The 13,707-nt window shown below is 45.9% G+C and carries 13 protein-coding genes; all 13 read right to left on the bottom strand.

The features are described from left to right. Positions 1–158: 158 nt before the first annotated feature. The 13 genes from csrA to ADS79_RS24335 all read right to left on the bottom strand — a co-directional run bounded on the left by csrA (position 159) and on the right by ADS79_RS24335 (position 13,638). Entirely contained in the window at positions 159–410 is a 252-nt protein-coding gene (gene csrA, locus ADS79_RS24395) for a carbon storage regulator CsrA (RefSeq protein WP_049740935.1), read from the bottom strand. A gap of 11 nt (positions 411–421) precedes the next feature. Continuing rightward, the gene (gene fliW, locus ADS79_RS24390; protein WP_049740934.1) at positions 422–838 is read right to left on the bottom strand and encodes a flagellar assembly protein FliW; all 417 of its coding nucleotides are present in this window, start codon (positions 836–838) and stop codon (positions 422–424) included. Between the two features lie 13 nt (positions 839–851). Continuing rightward, positions 852–1,430, bottom strand: a complete 579-nt coding sequence (locus ADS79_RS24385; RefSeq protein ID WP_049740933.1) for a DUF6470 family protein — start codon at positions 1,428–1,430, stop codon at positions 852–854. A 22-nt stretch (positions 1,431–1,452) separates the two neighbouring features. Further along, a complete protein-coding gene (gene flgL, locus ADS79_RS24380) occupies positions 1,453–2,355 on the bottom strand; it encodes a flagellar hook-associated protein FlgL (protein ID WP_049740932.1) in 903 nt (300 codons plus the stop codon). A 16-nt stretch (positions 2,356–2,371) separates the two neighbouring features. Next, entirely contained in the window at positions 2,372–3,850 is a 1,479-nt protein-coding gene (gene flgK, locus ADS79_RS24375) for a flagellar hook-associated protein FlgK (protein ID WP_049740931.1), read from the bottom strand. A 12-nt stretch (positions 3,851–3,862) separates the two neighbouring features. Continuing rightward, entirely contained in the window at positions 3,863–4,354 is a 492-nt protein-coding gene (locus ADS79_RS24370) for a flagellar protein FlgN (RefSeq protein WP_049740930.1), read from the bottom strand. Between the two features lie 75 nt (positions 4,355–4,429). After that, complete coding sequence (gene flgM, locus ADS79_RS24365) at positions 4,430–4,705, bottom strand: flagellar biosynthesis anti-sigma factor FlgM (protein WP_049740929.1); 276 nt, start codon at positions 4,703–4,705, stop codon at positions 4,430–4,432. Between the two features lie 168 nt (positions 4,706–4,873). Beyond that, complete coding sequence (locus ADS79_RS24360; protein WP_049740928.1) at positions 4,874–5,305, bottom strand: TIGR03826 family flagellar region protein; 432 nt, start codon at positions 5,303–5,305, stop codon at positions 4,874–4,876. 88 nt (positions 5,306–5,393) lie between these two features. Then, on the bottom strand, positions 5,394–6,188 hold the full coding sequence (locus tag ADS79_RS24355) for a ComF family protein (RefSeq protein WP_049740927.1): 795 nt from the start codon (positions 6,186–6,188) through the stop codon (positions 5,394–5,396). Beyond that, positions 6,185–8,122, bottom strand: coding sequence for an ATP-dependent helicase ComFA (locus ADS79_RS24350; protein WP_049740926.1), 1,938 nt, complete (start codon positions 8,120–8,122; stop codon positions 6,185–6,187). Before ADS79_RS24350 ends, ADS79_RS24355 begins: the two co-directional genes overlap by 4 nt. A gap of 89 nt (positions 8,123–8,211) precedes the next feature. Then, complete coding sequence (locus ADS79_RS24345; RefSeq protein ID WP_084766039.1) at positions 8,212–10,146, bottom strand: PAS domain S-box protein; 1,935 nt, start codon at positions 10,144–10,146, stop codon at positions 8,212–8,214. Continuing rightward, on the bottom strand, positions 10,088–10,930 hold the full coding sequence (locus tag ADS79_RS24340) for a CheR family methyltransferase (RefSeq protein WP_049740925.1): 843 nt from the start codon (positions 10,928–10,930) through the stop codon (positions 10,088–10,090). The genes ADS79_RS24345 and ADS79_RS24340 overlap by 59 nt, the downstream gene beginning before the upstream one ends. A gap of 14 nt (positions 10,931–10,944) precedes the next feature. Then, entirely contained in the window at positions 10,945–13,638 is a 2,694-nt protein-coding gene (locus ADS79_RS24335) for a response regulator (RefSeq protein WP_049740924.1), read from the bottom strand. Positions 13,639–13,707: the final 69 nt, after the last annotated feature.

Here is a 13,707-nt window from a genome sequence, read left to right as displayed (position 1 = left end):
TGGATGGATTCTATGTCATAAAACCCCTCTGCATTTGAAAGATACATTAGGTTCTATAATCATGAACGATTCCAGAAAAAATCAAGCCAGTGTGCTCCGGTAGAGTACCGATACACACTGGCTGCTTTTTTAGTTCTATCTACTTGACAGGAGTAAGATCACGATCGATCATCTTCCCGTTTCTTATTCATTTGCATCAACTGTTTTACAGCCTGCCAGTCTATCTGTTTAGTCGTAGCCAGCTTATTCTCCTCCTGAATGGCATCGTAAATTTCTTTGCGATACACATCCAGATTCCTTGGCGCATCAATCCCAATCCTCACCTGATCCCCGTCAACTGAAATAATCTTAATTTCAATGGTGTCACCAATTATGATGGATTCATTTTTCTTACGAGAAAGGACCAGCATTTGAACACCACCTACTCTACATCCGCAGCTTGTTGCTCGAACAATGGCTGACGGATTGAATACGAATCTTCCTGCAAAATTACCTGTTTACTCATTCGGTTGGTGAGATTAATTACGATAGGGGCTTTTAGGTTAATAGTTGCTTCATTTTTCCCCCGAATAGTAACGATAGAAAAAATAGCTACAGATGATTCTTCTTCTAGATGCAGCGCGTCTTGTGATACCTCGGGGAGTGTAAACTTGTAGTCAGGATAGAAAGAAAAAGGATTTACTACCAAAAAGCCGACATCCTTTTCTTCCGTCGACTGAATCAGATAAAAGGGACTTTCCTCTTCCTGCATCAACTGAAAAAACTGCAAATGAGAAAAACCCGGGATGCCATCTTCGAAAAATAGCTTGCCCAATTCCACTTGTTGACTTGCGTTCATTTTTTCCCCTCGCTTACATCATTTGATCCAGTTGACCGCCTACCGCTTCTATTTTCAAACTATTATATTGTATCATATACGGCTCCACCTTGCCTGGAGTATATGAAAACTCTGGAGGCCTTGTAACAGGATCTATACTCATCCCGTTGCGCTGAACGCTAATCACGACAGGCTTGAGTTCAATGCTGATCTCGACCCCTTCATCAGTAGAAGCAGCCGGAGGAGTGTACCCTCCCTCAAGGGCTCGCAGGCCTTTTTCCCTGCCTATAGAGGCAATGACATTTTCTTTTGTATAGATTCGCATTAATCGATCGCCTTCTTGGCTCTTTTCCGCGATCGCCTGAAGAGCTTTCTGCTTGCCGTAATCAGCAGAGCTGTCGCTAAATTGCACATTGGTCATGATTCCAATATTAGCACGAGCCTGACTGGAATCGATCTGTAATATCGTACGGGCTTGCTCGATATTCAATATCGCCGGTACCTGGCGTAAGTTCATTTCTGCTTGTGGTTGTTTGATTTCATGGACTGGCTTGTTGATGTTGAGACCCAACTGAGCAAATGTGCTCTCCATCCGAATTTGCGGGATTTGCATCTTGTTACTTCCCTCCTCTTTTCTAACGCAGGAAGTCCAGCAGAGTCGGTTGAATAATACGCGCACCAGAACCTAATGCAGCAGAGTGCACACTTTCTTGTGTTTTCAAATTGGTCATGACTTTTGCCATATCAGCATCTTCGTTTTTGGACATCAAGCCCGTAATGCTTACCTCTGATGTATTCAAGCGCTCTGCAATCAGTTCTACCCGATTGACGCTTGCCCCTAACGTTGCACGTTCAGCCAGGAGCTTGTCAAATTGATTATTCATCGCTGTCTGGAATTGCGTTGCTGATCTACCGTTACTTAATTCCGTAATGATGCCATTCAGTAATGTGAAGATATTATTGGCGTTATCTGGGTAGTTAAATATGTTCTGCGCATTCGTATTCGAAGTTACAAACACATTTTGACTTACTTCCAAATTAATTGGAGAGCTGTTTGTACTGACGAAGTCTCCTGCTCCACCTTTAGCAGTTGCATCAAAAGGCGCCTTGTCCGTATCCGTACCAGCAAAAATATACTTCCCATTGATTTGTTGGTTCGCTAATGTCCCCATGTGCATTTTTAATTCTTGTACTTCTGACGCCATCGTCTTCAAGTCATCTGGTGAAACGGCCCCATCTCCGGAGTACACAAGAAGTTCCTTCACTCGCTTCAAGATACTACCCATTTCATCCATTGTACTATCCGTCATATTCATCCAAGACTGCGCCTCATCCACATTCCTCTTATACTGATCATTCTCCATCAAGGAAGAACGATAAAACATTCCACGAGCCGCTACTACCGGATCCTCTGAAGGTTTGGAAATCTTCTTCCCAGAAGACAACTGATCCTGCAACCCATCCATATGACGCATCGACTTATGCAAATTCCGCAACATATTACTATTCAACATATTTTGCGTTACACGTACTGCCACAATCTATCCCCTCCTATTAGCGTCCAACAATGCCCATGCCATTGATGATTTTGTCCAGAATTTCATCCACGCTTGTCATGACACGTGCAGATGCGTTGTAGGCATGCTGGAATTTCACCATTTCTGCCATTTCGTCATCGATCGATACACCTGAAACCGATTGGCGTTGGTTATCTACCGTACCAACCAGCATCTCGGAGTTCAACTGGTTACGTTCTGCTTCCTGAGCATCCACACCCAATTGGCTGATCGTGTAGCGGTAGTAGTTATCCAAAGTCGAGCTTTCGGGCAAATCGTTCGGACCTGTACCCGCAGCCAGAACCTTGAATTTAATAGAAGCAATCGCCAGTGCGCTCTCGTTGTTTCCTACTGGCGTACCACCGGCTTCTGGCTTCGCTGCCGCAATTGCATCCAGACTTTTCAAAATTTCCGGATTGATCGAGATGGTTCCCGCACCTTTTGGATAATCTCCGTTAGCAGCAAGAGAGCTTGAATCCACAAAGAACGGCAGTCCTTGGGCAGTACCATTTTTAATATCTGTCAGACTAACACCTTGTCTGTGCAGATCGTTGATTTCCTTAGTCAAATTAACAGCCAAAACATCCAGGCGTTTCAGCATATTCGGTACGATCTGATCACGCGATTGAAGCACACCCGCCATGTATCCAGTCGTTGGGACAAATTGAGCTCCGCCCAGTGTCATATCACTAAGTCCAGTAGCGGGATTTTGCTGAGTGGCAACTGGCTGCGAAGTCACTCCTGTGACAAAATCTCGTCCTTCAATGGTTACGTTAACCATACCTGCAGTAGTTTGTGTGACTCTGGTTTCAACCAATTTGGAGAGTTTGTCTAGCAGGACATCTCGCTGATCGTACAGATCATTTGGCTGATAGCCGTGTGGTACCACGTTCGAGATCTGATTGTTCAAGTTCGCAAGTTGCTGTCCGAGCGAGTTGATTTCCAACGCCTTCACGTTGACCACGTTATCCAAGTCTGTGCGAACCTCTTGAATATGATTAGTCAGTGTATTAAACGTATCGGCAACCGCCTTGCTTCGTTCCCGCACAACGGCACGAGCCGATGTATCTGTTGGGTCTTTGGCAAGGTCTTGCCATGCTTGCCACATTTGGTCCATTACTTTTTGCAAACCAGTGTCGGAGGGCTCGTTCATGATACCTTCCAGCTTTTCCAATGTCTCAAGACGACCTTCCCAGTATCCTTGGCGCTTGTATTCATTGCGATACTGGATATCCAAAAACTCTTCACGTAAGCGCTGGATGCTTACCGCTTGCACACCCGTTCCAAGCAGTCCCGGTTCGATGCCCGCCTGCAAGCCTACATACGGCAACCCAGTCGTAGCCTGCATGTTCACCCGCTGACGAGTGTATCCTTCTGTATTCGCATTTGAAATATTATGTCCGGTCGTATTGAGTGCAGATTGTTGGGCAAACAATCCGCGTTTACTCACTTCAAGTCCATGAAAAGTAGAGCGCATATCGACACCTCTTTACGCTTTTTTGTTGAAAAATGTTCGGTTCGCTTGTCGATACGTGTCCGCTGCCGGTTTGCCATAAATGAAATCGTCCTCTGGCGTATCCGTGATCAGATCAAGCGTCATGTTTACAAATGAAAGGGATTGCTTCAGCAGCTGCTGGTTCAACTCGTTCGCATCGCGCAGCTCACTGACGATTCGGCTAAGCTCGTTGCGATAGGATGTGAGCCGCAGCTTCTCTTCCGCACTGGTCGTCAACTTGATCAGCTCAGCCAGCGTGCCCTCTTGCAGGGTCAAGCCCTTATCAGCAGTTAGCTCTCTTACCGCATTCATGCGGGCTGTTTCTACTGCTGTGACACCCTTGATCAGCTTTTGTTCCTGGTGGGTAATGGCCACCAGCTCATCCACATCCCCTTTTACTAGCACATCCTTCTTTTGCATGGCTAATGTATACAAGGCTTTGTGCATTTGGATCAAATTGTCGAGCAGATCGTAGAGTGTTTGCATATTTTCAAGTTCTCCTCATTTTCCCTAGAGAGGTTGTTTATAGGGGATGTTCCAAAACCCCGGGAACATCCACTTTTATATCTTTTTCCAGAAGGACAAAAGCTTCTCGGCAATCTTTTCACTGGAGACGCGATAGCTGCCTTCCTCCACTTGCTTTTTCAGTTGATCCACTTTTTCTCTGCGTTGCGGGGAATTCGGATCTTCTACCTGTCTTTGCATTTCCAACGCTTCTGTAGAAATGTCTACTTTGTCTTTCCCCATTGGGATCTTACCGCTCTTTCCGACAGGCGTATTCCCTGACTTGTTATAAGCATTGATCATCCCTATACGGTTGGGCTCGTTAATGCGCATGTGCTAACCATCCTCTCAAACCACCGGACATTTTATTGGTTACTGGCTGGTCTGCTCGACCCGCTTTGACAACGTTTTACCGTTCATCTAAACATAAAAAAGCCGATGATACCTTCTAGTAGTATCATCGGCAAATTCGCTGCTCTCGATTAGTTTTTTTGAGCAAAACTATTCGTCACTATTCTGCTTTCTTCGATAGGCAGCAGCTTCCGCCAAGCGTGCACGACTGTCCGCTTCCAATCGCTGATCAACGTCAAGCTGCTGATTGATTTCGTGTTTTAGGCCCTTCATGCAGGATTCACACATATTGCCTGTCCGAATCATAAAACCACAAACTTCACACGGATAACCAAGGTTTGGATTTCCTTCAATAGAGATCCGGCCTTCTCTAATAAATTTGGTAATTTGCTTTACACTCACGCCAGTTTCTTCGCTCACGACGTGAATATTTGATCCGCGATTTTCACGTTTACGCAGAAATTTGGCGCATTTCTCATATTCTTGTTCCACTATTTGACTGCACTTGGGGCAAATGTCGCGGACTACTTGTACAAAAAGAGCATCACACCGCGAGCAATTTGCGAGTTTACCCAGAGACATAAACGACAACCCCTTTGCTCATTCGAAAAGTTCGCACCGATTCCAGACTGTTGTTTGCTTCCATGATAACGCAATTTTACCAACCTGGCTATCGGTATATTGTCAAGGAGTAAATTTCACAAAGTGCCCCCAAATGTGCTCGTAGAACACTTGCACATGAACGCAGTGTTGATCCTGTTGTAAAAATATCATCCACAAGCAAGATTTTATACGGCTGATGGCATGAATTGTGTAAAGTCGAGAGTTCTTTATCTCCAACCCAGGCAAAGGCTTCTCGCATACTGTCCTGACGTGCGGTACGCCCTCCTTGTTTGCTTAGCTTTGCGGTCTCTTTGGTTCGTTGCAAAAGCGTTCGTACAGGAACGCCAATTGCTCTACTAAGTTCAGCAACCAGCAGATCGACCTGATTAAAACCGCGTTCATACAAACGCTTGTTATGTAGAGGGACTGTAGTAATACACACAAAGGAGGAAGGGTCATGATAGCGAAAGAAAGTAACGGCGAGAAGCCCACCGTAAAAAACTGCAAGCCGTTCATCCCCGCGATATTTATATAGGCCAAGTAGATTTTTTCCCCAATCGTTATAGTGCAGTAGACTGCGATTACTGACGAGCGTCTCCTCCTGAACGATCTTACAATCGTGACACAGGTTATCAAAAGACATATCCTTTCCCTGCTCACGCCCACATCTTTGGCAGATTAGATCTCCAATCACAGGGAGGACCTCCAGGCATTCTGCGCAGAGAGAAATGCCTGCTATTAACCGATAAACGACCGGGTAGCGCGCTTGGTTGCTTAATTTCCGAGCCCATTTACGAACAACCGCTTCTTTTGCGAGTGAGGAAATATGGCCTCCGCAGCTAACACAGGTCTTGTTCTTCAAGTCATTGCCTCCTGTGCTCGCAGTTTATCCGCCAGCTGGTTCATCCGGCAAATTTGTTTGACAGCCGCCCTGGGGGAACTCGCGCGATCTGCCTGTAAAAACAATACCGTCCCCGTCGTATCATCGAAAGATCTTCCAACCCGCCCAGCTATTTGCACCAATGACGCCTCATCAAACACAGGAGCCTCAGCTCCCAGTACTACAACATCACTACGCGGAATTGTGACGCCCCGCTCCAAAATCGTTGTGGTTACCATAAGGGTATATCGTCGTTCTCGAAATGCCATGACCTTTTCCTCACGTGAGGAATCCGCCGCGTGAACTCCTGCCATCTGCGATGCATGTGCGGGTATCTGCTTTTGTATATAAACGAGCACTTTTTCTACATCATCAATTCGAGGAACAAACAGAAACACTTGGCGTCCATTGTCCAGTGAACCGCGTACCATTTCAATGAGCTCTGCAACCGGCCGATTCGATTGAACACGCTTATGCAACCCTTGGACAGTGATCACTTTTGGGACAGGTAACGCGGAACCATGATAGCGACCTGGCAGCAGAACGTGTGATGCTGATGACAGAGGTATGCCAGAAGAGTGAGTAAAGAGTCTCCCTTTGCTTAGAATCAGTCGCTTTTTTAAATAGCGTGGTGGTGTTGCGCTCAAGTAAAGCATCTTCCCCCCTGCCTGCACCGCTCTGGCCACCGCCCGATACAAAACCAGATTATTGTGATAGGGAAAGGCGTCTGCTTCATCGAGCACAACAAGCGGAAACCTGCGATAGTAACGCATGACCTGATGTGTCGTCGCGATAGTAATATCACCGTCTTCCCATTTTTGTGCACTCGACCCATGCACGGCTATAACCTGAGCATTTGGAAACACTTTTTGTATACGCGGTGCAAGCTCTAGCACAACATCTTTTCGCGGTGTAGCAATCAAAACCCGCCCTCCTGCCGACAGAGCCTCCGCAATTGATGGGAACAATAGCTCCGTTTTCCCTGCTCCGCAAACCGCCCAGATCAAAAACTCATCCAACCCGGGGCGTGGGCTGGCGACAAAGCGTCGTGCCAGCTCTGCTGCTGTAGCCTGATCTTTGGAATAACTGCCCTTCCACTGCAATCGGGAGACATCACGAACGCGTCCTTTCGCCTTCTTCACGGATGACACGCCAGACTGTGCGGGCACTAATAGATAAGGCGTGCAGCACTTGCTTCTTCCCATCCCGAGGCATACTGTACAGTACGCGCAGCCTTGTCCGCAGCTATGGCACACAGTCAGCTCCAAGTCTCCCCTCCCGCTTCCGCATCGCTCACAGCTCAGTTCCAAGTGATTGCGCCACCAGCTTTTTTTCACAGATAGACGTATCCCTGGCTGCCACTCTGCCTGTTCCGCCAGAACCATGCGTTGCAGTGCAGCTGTGCTGTCATGATCATCTAACCCTCGCTTTTGCCGCAGCGTCTCTACCTCTTCCCACAAAAGCGATCTCCCTGCAAAAGCTACTCGATGTGCCTTTGCAGAAGAACTCAAATTCTCCTTATCGTCATTCATTGCTTGTACTTTTTTGCCTGTTAAGTGAGCATCAGCAAAGTCGCTCATCTCCCACATAAACCACTCATCTCGTAATGATTCTTTACCCGCTGCCTCACGCCTATATAAATGACTCACTTCTCGTACATATTCCAAAATCATCTGCTTTATCTTTTCAAGCCCTTGATCGTTGATTCGTTTATCCCTACCGTAAGACACTTGAAAGTAGGAGTTCATGATTTCTCGCAAAGAAAATATCAGTGCCAGAGAAGTGCTTTTTCCCATTATATGCAGTTTGCAGCCTTCCCGATCTCGCCAATACATCAGATCAACCTCAAAGCAGGGGGAAACATAAGCCTGTATGGATCTCGCTTCTTCCTTGAGATAGAGCAAATACTCTCGCACATGATCACTCCCGTTTCCTTTTGCTTGCATTCAGTTTGCAAAAAGATAGCGATAGCCTGCAAGAAAAAGAAAAAAGAGGCACATGGCCTCTACATTTTAAAACGGACAAAAAAGATCGTTCCGGTATGATCTGTCTTCACTTCTATTTCAGCATGATGGCGGTCCGCTACACTGTAGCAAATAGCTAGCCCCAAGCCTGTCCCTGTCTCTTTTGTCGTAAAAAAGGGCGTTCCGATTTTTTGGATCAGCTCAGGCTTGATACCTGTTCCTTCATCGTGAATTTCCAGTACCACACGTTGCTGCTCTGTATGTGTTTTGATCGACAATCGTCCCCCTGCGGTCATTGCCTCTAATCCATTCAAGGCAAGATTCAAGATCATTTGCCGAATTTCTTTTTCATCCATAGCGAAATGGGTGCATTCACCCAGCTCCAGACTTATATATTTATCAGAAAGCAGAGCCTCTGCTTGTATCAACGGAAACAGCGATTCAATGATCGCATTCAAATCCTGCACTTGTTTGTCATTTACTTTGTTTTTTGCCAGAGTAAGAAACTCGGTAATAATGGCATTGGCACGATCCAACTCATTTAACATTAAATCGATGTATTGCAACGGATTTTGGGGACTGTGATTGGACAATTGCAAAAAGCCGCGGACGGTTGTCATCGGGTTTCGAATCTCATGGGCAATGCCAGCCGCCATTTCCCCGATCAAATTCAAGCGATCCAGTCGAATCATTTCATTCTCCAGGCGAACCCGCTCCGTAATATCGGTAATAAAACAGAGTACACATGTCTCGCCCTCGATATCCAAGATTTTTGTGGACAATAACCCTTCACGCTTCTCATCTGATTTAGTTACGTAGCTAATCTTGACATTATGAACGGGCCGTCGCAAATCAAGCGAATCCCCTTCTGTCGCTTCCTCGTCTGAAGCTGCGGTCATTGGCAAAATATCAAAGGCTTTTCCTGCTACCTCGTCGTACTCATAACCGGTAATTTCCAGCCACCCCGGATTCACATCCATATATCTGCCATCCTCCAAGGATAAAATCGAGATCAGACAGGGAGAGGACTCAAAAATGATGCGAAACCGTTCTTGAGACAAATAAAGATCGTTTCTGAGCTTTTGTTTCCGTCCCTCCTCCAGTTGCTTTCGCTCTGTAATATCACGGATGGAACATACGTAAATAGTCTGCTCCTCGATACTTGCATCCCCAAGCTGAGCCTCAACCGGAAACATACTGTTATTTCTGCGCACCGCTATCGTTTCAATCAGATTAGAGGCAAGCAGACAAGGATTCTCTTGTTTTAATTCAGGTAAAAGCGTATTGAACAGCTCACCGATTAGTTCCTCCGCTGAATAGCCAAACATACTCTCTACTGCATCATTTGCCGACAAAACGTACCCCTGTTCATCAAAAGTGACAATGGTATCCTTCAGCGTTTCACTGATTACCCGCGCTAATGCCTCAGATTTTCGTAAGTCAAACGTAACGCGATCCAGCTTTTGATGAACTTCCTCAAGTTCACGCTCTCCCTTGAGCAACATGCGTTCATGATTTTGGTAAATTCGAACGAATTCTTCTACCTTTTTCTGCAACGCTTCTGGCTGAAACGGCTTAAAAATATAATCGATCGCTCCGACACTATAGCCGTGAAAGACATGCTCCGCTTCCTGGCTGATGGCCGTGATAAATAAAATCGGAATATGTCGCGATTTTTCCCTTGCCTTGATAAGCTTTGCTGTTTCGAAGCCATTTAAACCCGGCATTTGTACATCGAGCAAGATAGCGGCAAAATCTTGCTTTAGAACATATTTCAGAGCCTCTTCTCCAGAATGGGCACAAACCAGATGGTATTTGGGAGAGCTAAGCACCGCTTCCAGTGCCAACAGATTTTCGGCACGGTCATCTACCAGTAAAATACTTACTTTCTGTTCAGGGACATCCACTAGCGATCGTTCATCTGATTTTTCTGTAGATTTTTTCTGAGCAGTCAAATTCCTGATAGTAGTTCGCATGGCTAGTATACTTTACCCCCTCTCTATTACCCAAACCGAGAAAGCCTGATAACACGAGACTTTCGTAAAGCAAACTATGGACGTGATCCTGCAATAATTTATTGAAATAAATCATTACATTTCTGCAAATAATGACGTGAAAATCGTTAAAGGAATGATCTGTTGCTAAATTGTGCTGCGCGAATACGATGTTTTCACGTAAACACGGTTGAAAAACGACATTTTCCACAGAAGCCGTATAATACTCGGAAAACGCCCGCTTCCCTCCCGCTTGCAAGTAATTTTTCGTATACATCTGCATGCGATCCAAAGGGAAGATGCCTCTTTTTGCTTGATCAACGATTCTTTCGTTCATGTCTGTGGCGTATAGCTTCGTCTTTTCGTAGAGGCCTTCTTCCTTCAAGAGAATCGCCATGGAGTAAACTTCTTCCCCTGACGAGCAGCCTACATGCCAGATTCGAATGGACGGGATATCCTTCAACAAGGGAACTATTTTCGTTCGAAATGCCAGAAAAAATGGCGGGTCCCTAAACATCTCGGTCACATTGATCGATAAGTCATCGAGCAGTCTTTTCATGGCCTCTGGCTCATGCAGGATCTTCTCTTGCAGGCCAGATATGCTTCTTACCTTTTCGGCCCGAATTCGATGCCAGACTCTGCGCTGCAGAAACGGTTCTGCATAATTTCTAAAATCAAATCCGTAATAGCGATAAATCGCTTCCAGCAGAATCGTCATCTCGATTTTTTCCAACTCCAAATGATCCTGCACGTTGATGTCTGCCATCCGGTTCGTCCCACCTATCTGTAAAGCCATACCCTCATTAAAGAGAACAGCTGCTCTAAATTTACAGGCTTGCTAATATAGTCGGATGCGCCTGCTTCTATGCATTGCTCCCTGTCGTGCTTCATGGCTTTTGCGGTCAGGGCGATAATCGGCAACGTTTGGTACTCTTTCTTTTGACGGATGATTCGCATCGCTTCAAACCCATCCATCTCTGGCATCATAATATCCATCAAAATTAAATCGATATCCGGATTTCCCACTAAAACATCGATAGCTTCGCGTCCATTTTCAGCAAAAACCACCTTCATGTGATGGCCTTCGATGGCTGTCGTAAGCGCGAATATATTGCGCATATCATCGTCGACAATCAGGATTTTCTTTCCGACCAGCAGCGCTTCTGCAGAACCTGCCTCTGTGATCGATTGCACAGGCTCTTCGTCATGGAATACGCCAGCCGCAGCCTCCCTCTCCCCAGACGTAGCATCCGCGTGACGAGCTGGCAAATAAAGCGTAAAGGTGCTTCCCAAGCCTTCCTCGCTCTCGATCCCAATATGTCCGCCTAATAGCTCGGCGATCTTCCGGCTTATGGACAAACCAAGGCCGGTTCCACCATATTTTCTACTCGTCGTACCATCTGCTTGTTTAAATTCCTCAAAAATGATTTCCTGATTTTCTTTAGAGACCCCAATCCCTGTATCCATAACGGAAAATGCAATGACCCTATCGTCATGAATACCCGATATTTCTTCGTTTACCATTCCGATATGGAGACGGACGCTCCCCTGTTCTGTGAACTTAAAAGCATTTGACAGCAGGTTTTTCAAAATTTGCTGCAATCGCCGCTCATCTGTCCAAATCATTTTTGGCAGACCAGCAGAGAGATCCACTGTAAACTGAAGCCCCCTTTGACGGGCAACCGGCATAAACTGCTTCTCTACTAATGTCTTGACCGTTTGAAGCGTGACTTCCTCTGGATATACCTCGTCATTTCCTGATTCGATCTTTGCCAAATCCAAAATATCGTTAATTAAATGCAGCAGATCATTTCCTGCTGAATGAATCGTGTTGGCGTACTCCACTTGCTTCGGCAAGAGAGTTTTTTCGTTGTTCTCAGCAAGCATCTGAGCGAGAATGAGCAAGCTATTGAGCGGTGTACGCAGTTCATGAGACATATTAGCCAGAAACTCTGATTTGTATTGGGAGCTAATCGCCAGCTGCTGGGCTTTTTCCTCCAGAATCAGCCTCGTTTTTTCCAGCTCTGCTGTCTTTTGCTCCGAGTTCTCGTATTGCTCCTCAAGCTTTTCATTAATGGTCCGCAGCTCCTCCTGCTGAAGCTGGAGCTCTTCAGATTGACTTTGTAGTTCTTCTGTCAGTGCCTGTGATTCTTGGAGCAATTTCTCGACTTGCATGCGGCTAACAATACTATTGATCGTGACCCCAACACTACTCATGACTTCATCAAACAGCATTTGCTGAAGGGAATTGAATTCCGTAAAAGAAGCCAATTCAACTACAGCCAGCACTTCTCCCTCAAACTCTGCAGGAAGGATCATGATCATCGTCGGTTTCGCCAAACCGATGCCAGAGGTAATTTTGATATAATCATCAGGGATATCTGTGAGGATGATCTCACGGTTTTCCAAGGCGCACTGCCCGACAAGCCCTTCCCCTAAACGAAACTCTCCTCCAAAGCTGCCCTCGTTGTCCGCATAAGCCGCCAGTTTGCGCAGTCTGGCAGCTTCGCCTTTGCCTTCCTTCGTATAAAAAACGCCGTAGCTCGCCCCAACCATTGGCGTCACCTTCGTAATAAACAGGCTTGCGAGCTCCTGAAGACTCTCGATTCCTGCATACATCGTAGCCATTTCAGCTACTTGTGTTTTTAACCAGCTTTGGTTCTCCGCAGTATCACTAAACTCCTTTACCTTCCGAATATGGCCCTCCAATGCTTCTGTCATATTGTTGTACGCATTGGAAATGGCGCCGATTTCATCCTCCGAATGAATCGTTAAACGCGGCAGCTTGTCCGTTTCATAATCCGCAACCTCTGTCATGACGGAGGTGATTCGGTTGAGACTGCCCGTTAAGCTTCTCACAACCCAGATCGTAACCCCAATCCCGATTACGACACCAACTACAACGTATATGTACGTCATTTTGAGAGTGAACTCATAGCCATTTTTTGATTGTGCAAGCTCATCTGCCATCGCTTGCTCCTCGATTTTTTTCAGATCATCGATAATCTCAAACATTTGCTCGCGAATATCTCTACTCTCGTACCAGTACAAATGGTTGGCCTCTTCTTCCTTGCCAGCCTCCCGCAATGCCTCAATTTTATATTGATTATTCTGATAAACATTGCCAAATCCTCGCAGCTTCTGGACCAGCTCGCGTGTTTTTCCCTCAAGCTCCAAGTCCCCGATATCTTCCAGTGCTTGCTTCAGCTTTATGTTGTTCTGATCGATGTTTACCTGAAAAGTCGGCAACAGCTCAGAGGGAGGGTTTGCAAGCAAACCACGCGAGTCCCTGCTAATACTATTTAGCTCATGATAAATAATATTGACCAATCGAACCTTTTCGTATCGTTCCTGGACAACTCGATTCAAATTGTGATTAAGTTGATTGAGCATACTCATCATCACAGACACGAGAATAATACCGAGGACGATAATGATACAAAAGCCTGCATACAGTTTCGTTCTAAATTTCATGACTGACTTCCCCTCGATCCATGAGTGAATAGGGACTGCTCGGTATTCTTACGAAGATCATAGTCCAAG

Source organism: Brevibacillus reuszeri, from assembly GCF_001187725.1.
Taxonomy (GTDB): Bacteria; Bacillota; Bacilli; order Brevibacillales; family Brevibacillaceae; genus Brevibacillus; species Brevibacillus reuszeri.
The sequence above is the reverse complement of the archived record's forward strand: the minus strand, read 5'-3'. Positions and strand labels throughout refer to the sequence as shown.

Excerpts from the sequence above, each read along its gene's own strand:
- csrA (WP_049740935.1), bottom strand. The coding sequence starts at position 410 with ATGCTGGTCCTTTCTCGTAAGAAAAATGAATCCATCATAATTGGTGAC.
- fliW (WP_049740934.1), bottom strand. The coding sequence starts at position 838 with ATGAACGCAAGTCAACAAGTGGAATTGGGCAAGCTATTTTTCGAAGAT.
- ADS79_RS24385 (WP_049740933.1), bottom strand. The coding sequence starts at position 1,430 with ATGCAAATCCCGCAAATTCGGATGGAGAGCACATTTGCTCAGTTGGGT.
- flgK (WP_049740931.1), bottom strand. The coding sequence starts at position 3,850 with ATGCGCTCTACTTTTCATGGACTTGAAGTGAGTAAACGCGGATTGTTT.
- ADS79_RS24370 (WP_049740930.1), bottom strand. The coding sequence starts at position 4,354 with ATGCAAACACTCTACGATCTGCTCGACAATTTGATCCAAATGCACAAA.
- flgM (WP_049740929.1), bottom strand. The coding sequence starts at position 4,705 with ATGCGCATTAACGAGCCCAACCGTATAGGGATGATCAATGCTTATAAC.
- ADS79_RS24360 (WP_049740928.1), bottom strand. The coding sequence starts at position 5,305 with ATGTCTCTGGGTAAACTCGCAAATTGCTCGCGGTGTGATGCTCTTTTT.
- ADS79_RS24345 (WP_084766039.1), bottom strand. The coding sequence starts at position 10,146 with ATGCGAACTACTATCAGGAATTTGACTGCTCAGAAAAAATCTACAGAA.
- ADS79_RS24340 (WP_049740925.1), bottom strand. The coding sequence starts at position 10,930 with ATGGCAGACATCAACGTGCAGGATCATTTGGAGTTGGAAAAAATCGAG.
- ADS79_RS24335 (WP_049740924.1), bottom strand. The coding sequence starts at position 13,638 with ATGAAATTTAGAACGAAACTGTATGCAGGCTTTTGTATCATTATCGTC.